The 15,710-nt window shown below is 62.3% G+C and carries 13 protein-coding genes and 1 riboswitch; of the genes, 8 read left to right on the top strand and 5 right to left on the bottom strand.

From position 1 onward, the window contains the following. Positions 1-188 precede the first annotated feature (188 nt). The 7 genes from OS035_RS23490 (at position 189) to cydX (ending at position 8,113) form a co-directional block, all read left to right on the top strand. Positions 189-788, top strand: coding sequence for a HupE/UreJ family protein (locus OS035_RS23490; RefSeq protein WP_331814107.1), 600 nt, complete (start codon positions 189-191; stop codon positions 786-788). Between the two features lie 287 nt (positions 789-1,075). Then, on the top strand, positions 1,076-1,654 hold the full coding sequence (locus tag OS035_RS23485; RefSeq protein WP_097627878.1) for a GbsR/MarR family transcriptional regulator: 579 nt from the start codon (positions 1,076-1,078) through the stop codon (positions 1,652-1,654). 4 nt (positions 1,655-1,658) lie between these two features. Beyond that, complete coding sequence (gene cydD, locus OS035_RS23480; protein WP_183781257.1) at positions 1,659-3,389, top strand: thiol reductant ABC exporter subunit CydD; 1,731 nt, start codon at positions 1,659-1,661, stop codon at positions 3,387-3,389. Next, a complete protein-coding gene (locus tag OS035_RS23475) occupies positions 3,386-5,074 on the top strand; it encodes an amino acid ABC transporter ATP-binding/permease protein (protein WP_331814105.1) in 1,689 nt (562 codons plus the stop codon). Before cydD ends, OS035_RS23475 begins: the two co-directional genes overlap by 4 nt. Positions 5,075-5,148: 74 nt before the next feature. Beyond that, on the top strand, positions 5,149-6,729 hold the full coding sequence (locus tag OS035_RS23470; RefSeq protein WP_097627875.1) for a cytochrome ubiquinol oxidase subunit I: 1,581 nt from the start codon (positions 5,149-5,151) through the stop codon (positions 6,727-6,729). A 6-nt stretch (positions 6,730-6,735) separates the two neighbouring features. Then, a complete protein-coding gene (cydB, locus tag OS035_RS23465) occupies positions 6,736-7,890 on the top strand; it encodes a cytochrome d ubiquinol oxidase subunit II (protein WP_097627874.1) in 1,155 nt (384 codons plus the stop codon). Between the two features lie 100 nt (positions 7,891-7,990). After that, positions 7,991-8,113: a cytochrome bd-I oxidase subunit CydX gene (gene cydX / locus OS035_RS23460; RefSeq protein WP_017957645.1), complete on the top strand. Its 123-nt coding sequence runs from the start codon at positions 7,991-7,993 to the stop codon at positions 8,111-8,113. A gap of 42 nt (positions 8,114-8,155) precedes the next feature. Here the strand turns inward: cydX and OS035_RS23455 are convergent, their stop codons facing one another. From OS035_RS23455 to OS035_RS23435, 5 genes are all read right to left on the bottom strand, one after another. After that, positions 8,156-10,159, bottom strand: a complete 2,004-nt coding sequence (locus OS035_RS23455) for an aldo/keto reductase (RefSeq protein WP_097627873.1) — start codon at positions 10,157-10,159, stop codon at positions 8,156-8,158. Positions 10,160-10,197: 38 nt separating this feature from the next. Next, positions 10,198-11,280 (bottom strand): ABC transporter ATP-binding protein, encoded by a 1,083-nt coding sequence (locus OS035_RS23450; RefSeq protein ID WP_097627872.1) that lies wholly within the window; start codon positions 11,278-11,280, stop codon positions 10,198-10,200. Positions 11,281-11,300: 20 nt separating this feature from the next. Next, the gene (locus OS035_RS23445) at positions 11,301-12,137 is read right to left on the bottom strand and encodes a carbohydrate ABC transporter permease (RefSeq protein WP_097627871.1); all 837 of its coding nucleotides are present in this window, start codon (positions 12,135-12,137) and stop codon (positions 11,301-11,303) included. Then, positions 12,134-12,994: a carbohydrate ABC transporter permease gene (locus tag OS035_RS23440; RefSeq protein ID WP_017992298.1), complete on the bottom strand. Its 861-nt coding sequence runs from the start codon at positions 12,992-12,994 to the stop codon at positions 12,134-12,136. The genes OS035_RS23445 and OS035_RS23440 overlap by 4 nt, the downstream gene beginning before the upstream one ends. Before the next feature lie 83 nt (positions 12,995-13,077). Next, positions 13,078-14,352: an extracellular solute-binding protein gene (locus tag OS035_RS23435; protein ID WP_097627870.1), complete on the bottom strand. Its 1,275-nt coding sequence runs from the start codon at positions 14,350-14,352 to the stop codon at positions 13,078-13,080. Between the two features lie 86 nt (positions 14,353-14,438). Here OS035_RS23435 and OS035_RS23430 point away from each other — a divergent pair, with 86 nt between their 5' ends. After that, positions 14,439-15,359, top strand: a complete 921-nt coding sequence (locus OS035_RS23430; RefSeq protein ID WP_097627869.1) for a helix-turn-helix domain-containing protein — start codon at positions 14,439-14,441, stop codon at positions 15,357-15,359. A 211-nt stretch (positions 15,360-15,570) separates the two neighbouring features. Then, a riboswitch (guanidine-I (ykkC/yxkD leader) is annotated at positions 15,571-15,679 on the top strand. Positions 15,680-15,710 lie beyond the last annotated feature (31 nt).

Here is a 15,710-nt window from a genome sequence, read left to right as displayed (position 1 = left end):
ATCTTGGAGCAATGGAAGAAGCTATCGAAAACGGCATTTGCCTATCAGATAAGCAATTGAATTGCCTTGCTATTTTATGGCATTTACGTTGACGGAACGGGCTCCTTGAATTAGCGTGATCCGCGCAGCTTGAAATCGCGGCGGTCTTCGACGGCCGCAGGATATTCGAAAACTTACGAGGGATGAGCATGAAATCAGCACTCAAGAGCGGCCTGCTTGCTTTGGCTGCCACCGCGCTTCCAGCCGTAGCCTACGCCCATCCCGCGACCGGCGAGGCTGCGGGCTTCAGCCATGGTTTTGCCCATCCGATGTCCGGCGTCGATCATATCCTCGCGATGGTGATGGTCGGCGTTTTCGCATTTCAGCTCGGCGGTCGCGCCACCTGGCTCGTGCCGGCGACCTTCGTTCTGGTCATGGCGCTCGGCGGCGCTCTCGGCGTTGCCGGGACTGATCTTCCCTTCGTTGAGACCGGCATTGCGCTTTCCGTCGTCGTTCTCGGCGCCGTCATTGCCCTTGATGTCAAGGCGCCGCTTGCCGCAGCGCTCGGCGTCATCGACCTCTTCGCCGTCTTTCATGGTCATGCGCACGGCGCCGAAATGCCGGAAGATGCGAGCGGCGCCGCCTATGTCGCTGGTTTCATGGTCGCGACCGCGCTGCTGCATGCCGCCGGCCTCGCCCTCGGCTATATCATCGGCCGCGCCGGTGAACGTCAGGGCGCCTTCGTAACGCGCGCGGCTGGCAGTGTTGCCGCCATTGCAGGCGTCGGTATCCTGGCCGACTTGATTTGAGCCGACAATATCTGAGCCGCCTGCGAAAGCGGTATCCTATCTATCATCGCATTCCGATCAGAACGCCCGGTAACCCATAACCGGGCCTTTCTGCGTCATCGCGGCAAAGTGCGGCGGACTTGATCCAAATCAAATCCAGCCATGCTGCGGCGGGCTATATCCGACCCACGATCAACGAACGGACATCCAAATTGACGCAGGGCCGCCTTGCCGATTGTCGGCGAGGCGCGAAAGTCAGTATAGTGATTTCAGAAATTTATGAAATCACAGACACAACGGAAACAACGATGAACCTTCCGCCTCTCGTCCAGTCCTTCGTCCTCCATTTCGGCGAAATGGGATCGCGCTGGGGAATCAACCGCACGGTTGGCCAGATCTACGCTCTGCTCTTCGTCTCGCCGGCGCCGCTCTGCGCCGAGGAGATCGCCGAGTCGCTCGGCATCTCCCGCTCCAACGTGTCGATGAGCCTGCGAGAATTGCAGGCCTGGAACCTTGTCCTTCTCAAACACAAGCCGGACGATCGCCGCGATTTCTTCACGACGCCGGATGATGTCTGGCTGATCTTGCGGACGCTTGCCGAGGAACGAAAGAAGCGTGAAGTCGATCCGACGCTGTCGGTTCTGCGCGAAATCCTGATGCAGCGCCCCGCCAGCGAGGCCGAACGCCATGCGCAGCAGCGCATGAGCGAAATGCACACGTTGATCGAGCAACTGACCCATTGGTATGAAGACGTAAAACAACTTGAAACCGAAAGGCTCGCAACGCTACTCTCGTTGGGCGCGAAAGTGACAAAGCTTCTGGAGGCCAAGGACCGGGTCGTTTCGCTCGGCCGCAGCCGCCGGCCGAATCCTGCGAGCAAGAGTTAGCGCCATGGGCAATGCTTTCTTCGACGCGACAGACAAACAAGAAACGCGGTCGCTGGACGGCGATGCCGTTTCGCCTCGCAGTGACGCGGCGATTGTTGGACTGCGCAGGGCGGCGATACTGCAGGCGCTAGCCGCCGCCATCTGGATCCCACAGGCCGGCTTGCTCGCCATCTCGGTCGGCCGCATTGCCGATGGCGGCGGATTGCACGACGTGCTTTGGCCGGCCTTCGGCATCCTCCTCCTCGGATTGGCAAGAAGCTGTCTCGACGCGGCTGGCGGCCGCCTGGCCTTTCATGTGGCGCGCGCCGAGCTCAGCCGCAGGCGGCAGGCCGCCGTCGCCGCCCTTTCCCTGTCGTCGCCGATCGATCGCGGCCGGCCGGCGTCCGGCAAAGCCGCAAGCGTCATCGGCGAGCAGGCCGAACTGATCGTGCCCTATCTCGCCCGTTTCCAGCCGGCGCGGATGAAGGCGAGCCTCGTGCCGCTCGTCATCCTTGCCTTCGTCCTTCCGGTTTCCTGGATCGCCGCGCTGGTTTTGCTGTTCGCTGCGCCGCTGATCCCGATCTTCATGGCCCTGATCGGCTGGCGCGCCCAGGCAGCCAGCGAAAAACAACTTGTTGCGACCGGTGGCCTCAATGGCTTCCTGCTCGATCGGCTGCGCGGACTGGCGACGATCCGGGCGCTCGGCGCGGTGGATGCCACCGCGCTCAGACTGCGCCGCGAGGCGGAATCGCTGCGGCTGCGAACCATGGCGGTGCTGAAGATCGCCTTTCTCTCCTCGGCCGTGCTCGAGCTTTTCGCCGCACTCGGCGTGGCTATGATTGCCGTCTATGTCGGTTTCAGCCTGCTTGGCGAAATCCGCTTCGGCACCTGGGCAGGCCGACTCGACCTGACTGAGGGATTGTTCATCCTGCTGCTGGCGCCGGCCTTCTTCGAGCCATTGCGCGAGCTTTCGGCCGTCTGGCACGACCGGGCGGCCGGCGAAGCGGCGCTGAAAGCGCTGGATGCCCTTGCCGCCGGTGGCCTGCCCATCCGAGGGTCGGCCGAAGCCGCGACAGCTGCCGGTACGGAGGCGCCGGCCATCCGCCTTGAAAATCTCGCTTTTCGCTATGGCTCCGACGAACCGCTGATCTATGACGGTTTCAACCTCGATATCGCTGCCGGGGAACATCTGGCGTTTCTCGGTGCCAGCGGCTCCGGCAAATCGACGCTTCTGTCGCTGATGGCGGGGCTGGCACCCTGCACCGGCGGCCGCATCGTCATCGGCGGCGTCGAGCTCGCGGATGAGACTGCCGCCAACCTGCGGGACGGTATGGCGTGGATCGGTCAGAAGCCGCATATTTTTGCCGGCACCATAACGGGGAATATCGCGCTTGGCAGACCCGGCGTGCTGCGCGGCGATGTGACCGACGCACTGGATGCCGCGAGACTCGGAAAGGCGGCCGAGGCCTATGGCGGCCGGTCCCTCGGCGAAGGCGGTATCGGGCTTTCCGGCGGCGAGGCGTTGCGGCTGGCGATCGCGCGAGCGGCCTGTAATCCGCATCTGAGGATCATCCTCGCCGACGAGCCGACCGCGCATCTCGATGCCGCCACCGCCGCCGAAGTGACCGAGAGCCTGCTTTCGCTCGCGAGGGGGCGGACGTTGATCGTTGCCACCCACGATCCGCGGCTGGCCGCGCGCATGCAGCGCAGCATCCGCATCGACGCCGACATCATGATCAGGGAGGCCGCCGAATGAGCACATTTGCTGCAGACCTCAAGCCGATCCTGCGTCTGTTTTTGGCTGAGCGCCGGCGCGCTCTGCTGCTCGGCGCCGCACTTTCGGCGGCGACGGTGACGGCGGGCATCGCCCTGCTGGGCCTGTCCGGCTGGTTCATCACCGCCACCTCGCTTGCCGCCCTTTCCGCCGCAGCCATCACCTTCGATGTCTTTGCGCCCTCGGCCGGCATCCGCCTGCTCGCCATCGTCCGAACCGCGGCGCGTTACGGGGAAAGGCTTGCGACCCATGATGCGACGCTCGGCGTGCTCGCAGCCTTGCGCGAAAGACTGTTTCGCGGCTTCGCCGAACCGGGCGCGGCGCGCATGCTTCTGCATCGTCCGGCACGGCTGCTCTTCCGTCTGACGGCCGACATCGATGCGCTCGACAGCCTCTATCTCAGGATCCTCGTGCCGGGGGCGGTAGCGCTCGGCGCTACCTTCGCGGCAAGCCTGGTGCTGGGGTTTATGCATCCCCTGTTCGGCCTGTTCTCCGGTCTCTTTCTCATTGGTGCCGGCCTCGGTCTGCCCTTGATCGCCGCCCGGGCGGCGCGCAAATATGCACGCCGGCGCACCCATGGCATCGAGGCGCTGCGGTCGCGGACGATCGATCTCGTCGCCGGCCAGACCGACCTGCTGATGGCCGGACGGCTTGCGGCGCAAAGGCAGGCCATCGCTGCGGCAGACCACTACACCGCCGGCGCCGACGATCGGTTGAACCGCGTCGAGACCGGCCTGACCTTTGGCTTCGGCCTGGTCTCCACCCTGCTGTTGACGGCATCGCTGCTTGCCGTCGCCGCTCTTGCGGAGACGAAGGCGATTACCGCTCCCGTGGCAGCGCTTGGCCTGCTGGTTGCCTTCGCGGCGACCGAACCGTTCGCGGCACTGCGCCGCGGCGCCCTGGAACTTGGGCGGACGCTGCTTGCGGCAAAGCGGGTCGCGCCGCGGCTTGCCGTCGCGCGGGCACCCGAGCCATTGGCGGCGGCGTTGCCGGGATATACTTTATCGCTGAAGGATGTCTCCGCCTTCCATGAAAATTCCGCCGTGCCGGCACTCCAAACCATCGACCTGATGCTCCGGCCAGGCGAGCGGCTGGCCGTGGTCGGCGGCAGCGGCGCCGGCAAGTCGAGCCTGCTCGCCCTGCTTTCCGGCGAATTGCCGGCGAGCGCGGGGCGTGTTGCGGCGACAAGAGCGACCTTGCTGACACAGCGGACGGAACTCTTCGAGGACAGCCTGCGCGGCAATCTCGCTCTGGCCAACCCGGATGCGAGCGAGGCCCGCCTTCGAGACGCGCTCGCCGCTGCCGGTCTGCTTGCCGATATCGAGGCCATGCCGCGTGGGATCGATACGCCGCTCGGTGAAGGCGGGCTCGGTCTTTCCGGCGGCCAGTCGCGCCGGGTGGCGCTTGCCCGGCTCTTCCTGCGGGACACGCCGCTCTGGCTGCTAGATGAACCCACAGAGGGCCTCGATGGCGCCACCGCCCGCGATGTGCTTGGCCGCCTGTCGGCAATGGCGGCCGGCCGCTCATTGGTCATCGCCACCCATATCCGCCGCGAGGCTGCCATCGCAGACCGCATCGCCGTCATCGAAGGCGGCCGCATCACAGAGGTTTCGCGCCGTGGAGAGGCGGCGTTCGAAAAGGCACTCGACCGGCTTCGGCCGGATTGAGCGAAACCGCATGCCCTCACGCCATCCGGCGCTTGAGGAACGCTCCGGCCCCGTGGGACCGTGGGAGAAAGACAATGGAACTAGATATCGTAGCACTTTCGCGCTTCCAATTCGCGCTGACGGCGCTTTACCACTTTCTGTTCGTACCGCTGACGCTCGGCCTGTCCGTGCTCCTGGCGATCATGGAAACGGTTTATGTGATGACCGGCCGCCAGATCTGGCGGCAGATGACGAAATTCTGGGGCACGCTCTTCGGCATCAATTTCGTGATCGGCGTCGCCACCGGCATCGTCATGGAATTCCAGTTCGGCATGAACTGGAGCTATTACAGCTATTATGTCGGCGACATCTTCGGTGCGCCGCTGGCGATCGAGGGCTTGATGGCATTCTTCCTCGAGGCGACCTTTGTCGGCCTGTTCTTCTTCGGCTGGGACAAGCTGTCGAAGGTCGGCCATCTCGTCGCCACCTGGGCGGTGGCGCTGGGCTCGAACTTCTCGGCGCTGTGGATCCTGATTGCCAATGGCTGGATGCAGAACCCGGTGGGATCGGCGCTCAATCCGCAAACGATGCGCATGGAGATCACAAGCTTCTTCGATGTGGTCTTCAACCCGGTGGCCCAGGCGAAATTCGTCCATACGGTATCGGCAGGTTACGTCTGCGCTTCGATCTTCGTGCTCGGCGTCTCGGCCTGGTATATAATCAAGGGCCGGCATATCGAGCTTGCCAAGCGTTCGATGACGGTCGCCGCCTCCTTCGGCCTCGCTTCGGCGCTTTCGGTCGTCGTCCTTGGCGATGAGAGCGGTTATCTCGCGACCGAGAACCAGAAGATGAAGCTCGCGGCAATCGAGGGCATGTGGAAGACGGAACCGGCGCCGGCCGCCTTCACCGCCTTCGGCTTCCCCGACCAGGTAGCCCGCGAAACGCATTTTGCCGTGCACATTCCCTGGGTCATGGGCCTGATCGGCACGCGGTCGCTGACCACCGAAATCCCCGGCATCGACAAGCTCGAACAGCAGGCCGAAACCCGCATCCGCGATGGCATCAAGGCTTACGACGCGTTGATGCAGATCCGTTCGGCACCGGCGCAGGATCAGGTTGCGCTGGAAGTGCGCAGCTCCTTCGAGGATCTCGGCCATGATCTTGGTTATGCTCTTCTTCTGAAACGCTACGTCGACGATCCTCGCCAGGCGACCGACGAGCAGATCGTTCAGGCCGCGCGCGATACCATCCCGCACGTGCCGACGCTCTTCTGGTCCTTCCGCATCATGGTCGGCCTCGGTATCTTCTTCATCCTGCTGACCGCCACCTTCTTCTGGCTGTCGGCGCGCCGCCATCTCGACAAATATCCGTTGCTTCTGAAGATTGCCGTGCTGGCGATCCCCCTGCCCTGGGTTGCCATTGAACTCGGCTGGGTCGTCGCCGAGTTCGGCCGCCAGCCCTGGGTGATCGAAGGCGTGTTGCCGACGGCCGCCGCCGTCTCCAGCCTTGGCGCCGGCACCGTGCTTCTGACCATCATCGGATTTGCGGCACTCTACACGACGCTGATCGTCATCGAGATGGGCCTGATGATCAAGGCAATCAAGCAAGGACCGGAGCCGGACGACGAGCCGGAAGCGGTTCTGATTTCCGAAACCCTCGTCTCGGCCGCGGAGTGACCTGCCATGATCCTTCACGAACTCATCGACTATGAAACCCTGCGTCTCATCTGGTGGCTGCTGCTCGGCGTGCTGCTGATCGCCTTTGCGACAACAGGCGGTTTCGATCTCGGCGTCGGCACCCTTCTGCCTTTCGTCGCCCGGACCGACACGGAACGGCGCGTGGCGATCAACACCATCGGCGCCACCTGGGAGGGCAACCAAGTGTGGCTGATCCTCGGCGGCGGCGCCATCTTCGCCGCCTGGCCGCCGCTTTATGCGGTGTCCTTCTCGGGCTTCTATCTAGCGATGTTCGCGATCCTCTTCGCGCTCATCCTGCGCCCGGTCGGCTTCAAATATCGTTCGAAGCGGGAAAGCGCCAGTTGGCGGAACGGCTGGGACTGGGCGCTCTTCGTCGGCGGTTTCGTGCCGTCGCTGATCTTCGGCGTCGCCGTCGGCAATGTGCTGCAGGGCGTGCCCTTCCGCTTTGCCGACGATATGCGGATCTTCTACGAGGGCTCGTTCTTCGCCCTGCTCAACCCCTATGCGCTGCTCTGCGGCCTGCTTTCGTTAGCCATGCTGACGATGCATGGTGCGGCCTGGCTGGTGTTGAAGTCGAGTGGCCCGGTCGCGGTGCGTGCCAGAAGCTATGGCAGCATCGCCGCCCTTGCCGTTATCGTGCTTTTCGCACTCGGCGGCCTCTTCCTGTGGATCGGCGTCGGTGGCTATCGCATCACCAGCGATATCAGCCCGATCGGTCCCTCCAATCCGCTGCTGAAGACCGTGGCGCTGGAGAAAGGCGCGTGGCTCACCAACTACACCACCCACTCGTGGATGATCATCGCGCCCGTCCTCGGCTTCGTCGGCGCGGCACTGGCCTTCATTGCCATGCGGGCAAGGCGCGAGGTCATGACGCTGCTCTTCAGCAAGGTGGCGATCTTTGGCATCATCTCGACGGTCGGCCTGTCGATGTTCCCGTTCATCCTGCCCTCCTCGCTCGATCCGCGATCGAGCCTGACGGTCTGGGATGCATCCTCCAGCCACATGACGCTGTTCATCATGCTTGTGGTGACGGTGATCTTCCTGCCGATCATCTTCGCCTACACAGCCTGGGTCTACAAGGTTCTGTGGGGCAAGGTCGATGAGAAGTCGATCACCGACAAGAACAGTCACGCTTACTAGAGCGATTCAGGAGAACCGCTCTAACCTTTTGTTTCTACGCAATTCCGGACGGAAAACCGCTTCGCACTTTTCCTGGAATTGCTCTGAGGGAGACCAAACGATGTGGTATTTTGCATGGATCCTCGGCCTGCCGCTGGCCGCGGCCTTCGCTGTCCTCAACGCCATGTGGTACGAGTTGATGGACGATGCGGCCAGGAAGAAAGCTTCCGAGCCGCGCAAGTAGAAAAGCAAAGGGCGCGGTTTGAACCGCGCCCTCTCTATTGCTTCAGCCTTCCAGCCACTTCACCTGATCAGGTGTCAGCTTGATGTCGAGCGCCGAGAGGCTGTCTTCCAGCTCGGCGACGGTGCGCGGCCCGATCAGCGGAATGACCGGGAAAGGCTGGGCGATCACATAGGCGAGCGCGATGTGGATCGGATTGCGGCCAAGCTTGTTGGCAAGCTCGATGGCGCGGTCGCGGCGTCCGAAATTGCGCTCGGAATACCAGACCCGGACGATCTCCTCGTCATCTCTCTTGTCGCGGCCGGCGCGGTCGGTAAAGAAGCCGCGACCCTGGCTCGACCAGGCGAAGTTCGGAATCTGCTTCTCGTTGAGCCACTTTTTCCAGTCGTCATCGGAAGCGGCGACGCAGCCGGCCCAGATCGGATCGAGCATCTCGGCAAGCGAGAAGTTGTTGGAGAGAGCCGCCGGCGCCGCCTTGCCTGATTTTTCGGCATAGGCGATCGCCTCGTCGAAGCGCGCCCGCGTCCAGTTCGATCCGCCGAAGATGCCACGGATGCGCCCGCGCTTGACCTCGGCATCCATGGCATCGACGAACTCGCCGACGGGCACGTCGGTATTGTCGCGATGCATGAAGTAGATGTCGACATAGTCGGTCTTCAGCCGGTCGAGAGACTGGTCGAGCTGCTTGGCGATCATGTCGGGATAGCAGAGGGGCGAATGCGCGCCCTTGCCGATCAGCACGATCTCCTCGCGCGGGACCTTTCGGCTCATGTGCCAGTCGCCGAAGATGGCTTCCGTCTTGCCGGCTCCATAGACAAAGGCCGTATCGAAGGCATTGCCGCCGGCCTCGTAGAAGGCGTCGAGCGTCAGCGAGGCGGCGGCGAAGTTCGGGAAGAATTCGAAGCCGAGTGTCACGACCGAGGCCGGCTTGGAAATGCCGGGTATCTCACGCTGCGGAATGCTGTTGCCGCGCGTGACAGCACCGCCGGCAATGTTGGCCGTTCGCTTTGCCGCTTTCTCGACGCCGTATTCGAGGCCGACCGAGGCGCGCCACTGGTCGAGCACGCGCAGGTTTCCGATCGAATCCGCCCAGCTCATGCCGGGAGAGCTGAACTCGGTTCTGCCGGCGCGGATGGCATCGCCCGCCGCATCTGCCTCAAAGGAATAGAGCCAGCGATCCTCCCTGAGTTCGACGGTTTCTCGGCTGCCGCCCTTGAAGATCTCGATCTTGCCCACGCCGCCCTTATGGCCGGAGGCGAACCAGAAGTCGGCGACTTCGATCCGGCCCTCGGAGCCGATGATACGCAGCACATTGTCCTGCTGCGCCATGATCGAGCAGGAGACCTCGGCAATGATCTCGTTCGGGAATTTGAGCACGGCGGAGGCCCATTCATCGACGCCGCTCTGGCCGAGATGGGCGACGCCCGAAACCTTCTCCGGGTCGAGGAAGGCCTTGCCGTCCGCGGCGCCGGCGATCAGCCTTGCCATCGAGACCGGGTAGCCGCCGACATCGAGAATGCCGCCGCCGGCGGTATCGTTGGCGAACAGCCGGTGCTCCGGCCTGTAGCTGCCCATATTGAAGCCGAAGCTCGAGCGAATGATGCGCAGCGTGCCGATGACACCGCTCTTGATCAGTTCGACCAGCTTCTCCGTCTGCGGATGCACGCGGTACATGAAGGCCTCGCCGGCAAAGACGCCGGCCTTCTTGGCCTCGTAATAAACGGCTTCGGCATCATAGGCCGAAAGCGCGATCGGCTTTTCCACAAGGATATGCTTGCCGGCGCGCGCGGCCTTGATCGCCCATTGGGCATGACCGGTATGAGGCACGGAGATATAGACCGCATCAATCTCGGGGTCGGAAAGCAGCGCCTCATAACCGTTGACGATGCGGGCGCCGGGGAAGTTTTCTGCCAGTCCCGGCTTTGAAGGGTCGCGGGTGGCGATCGCCACCAGTTTGCCGGTGCGCGAATGAGCGACGCCGTCTGCAAAGGTGCGGGCGATGGTGCCGGGGCCGATGATGCCCCAGCGGATCGGTTGATCGGAAGTCATGGAAACCTCTCTCGTCTTTCTGCCTTGGGATTTGTGGTTTAGCGAAGCCGTTTGCCGACGCCGTCGAAAAGGAATGTGTGGCGTGCAGGAAGGCCGACGGTCAGCGTCTCGCGATTGCCGGCGGTGCGCGATTCCGGCCGCTCGATGATCAGCTGCTCGCTGCCGATGGCGGCATAGATGTAGCTGGTGTTGCCGAGATGTTCGGCGACGTCGATGGCGACGGTGAGATCGGCGTCACCCATGCCTGCATCGACGAAATGTTCGGGACGGATGCCGAGCGTCACCTTCGTGCCGGCTTCGATGGGTTCGGTGACGGGCAGCGGCAGGCGCATATTGGCATCGCTTTCCAGCGCGATCACCGCCCCGCCCGGCTGCGTTTCGACCACCACGGCTTTGAGGAAATTCATCTTCGGCGAGCCGACGAAGCCGGCGACGAACTGGTTGGCGGGATCGTCATAGAGGTCGAGCGGGGCGCCGATCTGTTCGATATTGCCGGCGCGCAGCACGACGATCCTGTCGGCAAGCGTCATCGCCTCGGTCTGGTCGTGGGTGACGTAGATCATCGTCGTGCCGAGCTGCTTGTGCAGCCTGGAGATTTCGACGCGCATCTGGACGCGCAGTTCGGCGTCGAGGTTCGACAGAGGCTCGTCGAACAGGAAAACCTCCGGTTCGCGCACGATGGCGCGGCCGATTGCGACGCGCTGGCGCTGGCCGCCGGAAAGCTGCTTCGGCCGCCGCTTCATCAGCTCGGTGATCTGCAGGATCTCGGCGACGTGGCGCACACGCCGCTCGGTATCGGCCTTCGGGTTGCCGTTCATCCGCAGGCCGAAGCTCAAATTCTCCTCGACGGTGAGGTGCGGATAGAGCGCATAGGACTGGAAGACCATGGCGATGCCGCGATCGGCCGGTTCGACGTCGTTGACGACCCTGCCGCCGATCCGAAGCTCGCCTGAGGTGATGTCCTCGAGACCTGCGATCATCCTGAGCAGCGTGGACTTGCCGCAGCCGGAGGGGCCGACGAAGACGACGAATTCGCCGTCCTTCACCTCCAGATCGGCGCCATGGATGATCTCGAAGCCGCCGAAGCGCTTGACGATATTGCTGAGTGAAAGCTTTGCCATGCAGCCTCCCTATTGTTCGATTATTTGATTGCGCCGGCCGCGATGCCGGCGATGAAATGGCGCTGGAGAGCCACGAAGACGACAAGGATCGGCGCTGTCAGCAGCACCGCGCCGGCCATGATGCCGCCCCAGGAGACCTTGGTGAGGCCGATCAGCGTTCCCAATGCCACCGGCGCCGTCATCATTCCCGGTTTGGAATTGATCAGCAGCGGCCAGAGGTAGTTGTTCCACGAGGCGAGGAAGAGGATGATCGACAGTGCCGCCATGGTCGGACGCGCCAGCGGAAGGGCGATGCGCAGGAAGATCTGCCATTCCTTGACGCCTTCGACCCGAGCGGCATCAAAGAGCTCGCCTGGCATCATCGAGAAGGATTGCCGCATGAACAGAACGCCGAGCGAATTGAACAGCGGCGGCACGATCAGCGCCACCCAGGTGTTTGCCAGCTTGAATTCGCGTGCCACCATGATGAACTGCGGGATGACGACCACCGAAAACGGCAGCGTGATTGTGCCGAGGATGATGGCGATGACGATGGAGCGGCCGACGAAACGGTACCGCGCCAGCGCCCAGCCCGCCATCGAGGTCAGCAGTACCGACAGGACCGTATAGATGAGCGCGACGCCGACGGAGATCACCATGGCGCCGATGAAATCGGTATCGGCCTGCAGGTTCTTGAAATTCTCGATGAAGTTGGTCGATGGCCAGAGCACGATGTCAGGGCTGAAGATGCCGTTGTCGGGCATCGTCGAGAAGACGAACATCATCCACAGCGGAAACAGCCAGATCAGAGCAAGCGGTGCCAGTGCGGCATGCAGCGCGATCTGACGCAGCAGAAGGGATTGCGATTTGGATCTCATTTCGGATCCCTCCCGACCCAGAGATTGAGAAGCGAGATCGCCACGGCAAGGGCAGCCATCGTATAGGCGATCGCCGAGGCATAGCCGAAGTTCAGCGAGGTGAAGCCTTGGCGATAAAGTAGCAGGCCGAGCGTCTCGGTGCCGCCGCCGGGACCGCCACGATTGGTGATCAGGAAGGGCTCGGTGAAGAGCTGCATGGTGCCGATCACTGAAAGAACCACGCAGAAGAGGATGATCGGTTTCAGAAGCGGCAGGGTGATATGAAAGAATTGCTGGATCTTGCTCACCCGGTCGAGTGTCGCCGCCTCATAGACATCGTCAGGAATCGACTGTAGGCCGGCGAGGATGATGATGGCGTTGTAGCCCGCCCAGCGCCATGTGACGGCAAGGATGATCAGCGCCATGGCGGCATTTGCATTGTCGAACCAGGAGACCGGGCTGAGACCGACGGCCGAGATCAGCTTGTTGATGATGCCGAAATCGAGGCTGAACATCAGCCGGAAGACGGCAGCATAGGCGACCTCGCCGACGACGACGGGCGCAAAGAAGGCGAAGCGGAAGAGCGGCCGCGCTTTCAGCAGCGGCGAATTGAGCATTACCGCCATGACCGTCGCGAGTGCGATCATCACCGGCACCTGAATCAGCAGGATGATCAGCGTATTGTAAAGAGCATTGTAGAAGGCCGGGTCATAGAAGAGCCGGCCCCAATTGGCCTGGAAACTGAATTTCCACGGATTGATTCGCGTGTTCTGAAACGAAATCAGGAACGAATTGATGATTGGCCAGACCCAGAAGGTGGCAAAGACCAGCAGATAGGGGGCGAGGAACGCGTAGGCGCTCCGGGTTCTGAACGGCATCAAGCCTCCTCCTCACGAATGAATGACCGGCCGCTTTGCAAACCGGGGGAAAGCCGGGCGCCTGAAGCGCCCGGCATCGTCATTCATTGCGCGATAGGGAGGCCGGTCGCCGAAGCGATCTGCTTGGCGGCGTCGTCGAGAGCCGCCTTCGCATCGGGATAGCCGCCAGCGAAGAACTTCGTCTGCGTCGCCTTGAAAATGGCTTCCGCATCACTCTGGAAGGCGGTGCCGCGGCTCGGTACGATCTTCGGCAGTGTCGCCAGAATATCCGCCCAGACCTTCTGGCCGCCCCAATAGGGCTGCGGCTCATTGACGAAGGGATCCTTCTCAGCCGAAAGCAGCGACGGAACCAGACCGAACTCCTTCAGCATGGTGATCTGACCCTCATCCGTGCCGAGGGCGTAATTGACAAATTTCCAGGCGGCTTCCTTATTCGCGGATGTCGCCGAAATGGCGAGCGACGAACCGCCGAGATTGGCCGCATGCGGGCCATCGGCGGTCAGGCTCGGCATTCTGTAGACGCCCCACTTGCCCTTGAGATCGGGAGAGGTCGAGCGCACGGTGCCCTCATACCAGCCGCCATACAGCTGGCTTGCGGCCTTGCCGGCGGTATTGGCCTGGATCTTTTCGTCCCAGTTGGCCGACGTCAGCGTCCCGGCATCCTTCATCTCCTTCACCTTTTGCAGCGAGGCGACGCAGGCCGGCTGGTTGATGGTGATGTTCTGACCGTCGGTCGAGTAATAGCCGCAGCCCTGTTCGTTGGCGATCATGCGAAACCATTCGCTGTCGCCGTTGAAGTCGGCCTGCGCCATGACGACGCCGGGGTTGGCGGCGGAAATCTTCTTGCCGGCAGCGATGAAATCGTCCCAGGTGCTGATCGTGCTCGGATCGACGCCGGCCTTTTCGTACAGATCGCGGCGGTAGAAGACGGCGACAGGACCGGAATCCCACGGCATGGCATAGGCGACATCGCCGACTTCAAGCTCGGTGCGCTTGAAATCAGGGAATTTCGCCTGGATCTCGGGCGTGTAGCCGAGCTCCTTCAGATTGGCGAAGCAATCCGGGAAACGGCTCCAGAAGATTTCAGCCTCGAAATTTTCGATACTGACAATGTCAGGCAGGCCGTCGCCGCCGGCGGCGCAGGCAGCCAGCGTCTTGTCGAAGACCTGGCTGTTGCCGAGGTCCTCGACGGTGATCTTGATATCGGGAAACTGTTTGTTGAAGCCTGGAAGCGTGGACTTCAATGCCGATGCGGCGACATTCCAGCTCCAGATGGTCAGATTGGCCGACTCAGCGAATGCGGAGCCGGAAGCAAGCAGTGCGACAGCTGCGGTCGCAGCGAGAAGTTTGAAGCGCATTGAAAATCCTCCCTTTTCAATTGCCGATTTTTCACGAACGCGGTTAGACTATCCGCAAGGGAGCGGCTGTCTCCTAAAAAGGGAACATGGATTTGGCGGAAAGTAAGGTCGGCACGAGTGCAATCTATCAGCCCGGCGCAAGCAGCATAGAGGGTTCGCCGACGGCGCTGCAGATGTTTCATGACCATCCGCTGGTCATGGCTATGCCGCACTGGCATGCGCAGGTTGAGGTCAACTTCGTCATGCGCGGCACTGTCCATTATCGGATGAGCGACCACGAATTTCGGCTGAACGCCGGCGAAATGTGCCTCTTCTGGGGTGGCCAGCCGCATCAGATGGATGAATCCTCGGATGATTCGCTCTATGCCGGCGCCCATCTGCCGCTCATTTATTTCTTCCGGTTGCGCCTGCCGATCAGCATTTCCAGCCGGCTGATGAAGGGCGAGACGCTGCTGACCTCGGCGACCGATGCTGCCGACAACGAGAATTTCGCCCGTTGGTTCCGCTATTCCAAGTCCGGTGATTCCGCCAAGGCTCAGCACGCGGTCGACGAATTGCTGCTGCGCATCGAGCGTATCGCGCTCGAACCCTATTCGATGACGACATCGAAGACGGTCGCCAGCCTTGAAGGCGATCAGCCGCATCCGAATTCCTCGCGCAACGTTGCACGCATGTGCGATTTCATCGCCGCCAATTTCCTGCAGGACATCGATTCGGTCGACATTGCCCGCGCCGCCGACCTGCATCCGAAATATGCGATGAACCTCTTCAAGCGATCGACCGGCATGACGCTGAGCAAATATGTGACGCTGCTCAGGCTGTCGCGCGCCCAGGCGATGCTGATGAGCGAAGGCGCCAACGTGCTGCAGGTGGCGATGGACAGCGGCTTCGGCTCGATCAGCGCGTTCAACAAATCCTTTCGCCATATCGCCGGCATGTCCCCATCGGACTTCCGCCGCGATATCCGGCTGGTGACGACGGTCCCCGCCGGCGCCTTCCGGAACTAGATCGGGGACGTGTCGCACTTCGGCGTTTTACCTGTTCTGCCGCTTGCCTTTCCTCTGAGCAGAAAGACGTCGGCGCTTAAGATGGTGGCAGAAAGTGCGCATTTACTGTGCAAGTGCATGCACTATTCAGGCTGCGGGCGAAAGACAGCCTGTTCACCGTCAATGAATTCAACAATTTATAGTTTGGCACGCCCTTTGCTTCGATAGCTGCAGAGTTGGTGGCTAGGGTTCCGGCGTCGCAGGGCGCGGCTGGTCCGAGAGCTGCCACCGGCGGGGGAGACATCCCGCCGGGTGCACGGCGGGACAAAAGCCCGGGAGACCTCGTAAGCCAAGGGATTGGCGGCACGATGG

Source organism: Rhizobium sp. 268, from assembly GCF_036571585.1.
Classification (GTDB): Bacteria; Pseudomonadota; Alphaproteobacteria; order Rhizobiales; family Rhizobiaceae; genus Rhizobium; species Rhizobium redzepovicii.
The sequence above is the reverse complement of the archived record's forward strand: the minus strand, read 5'-3'. Positions and strand labels throughout refer to the sequence as shown.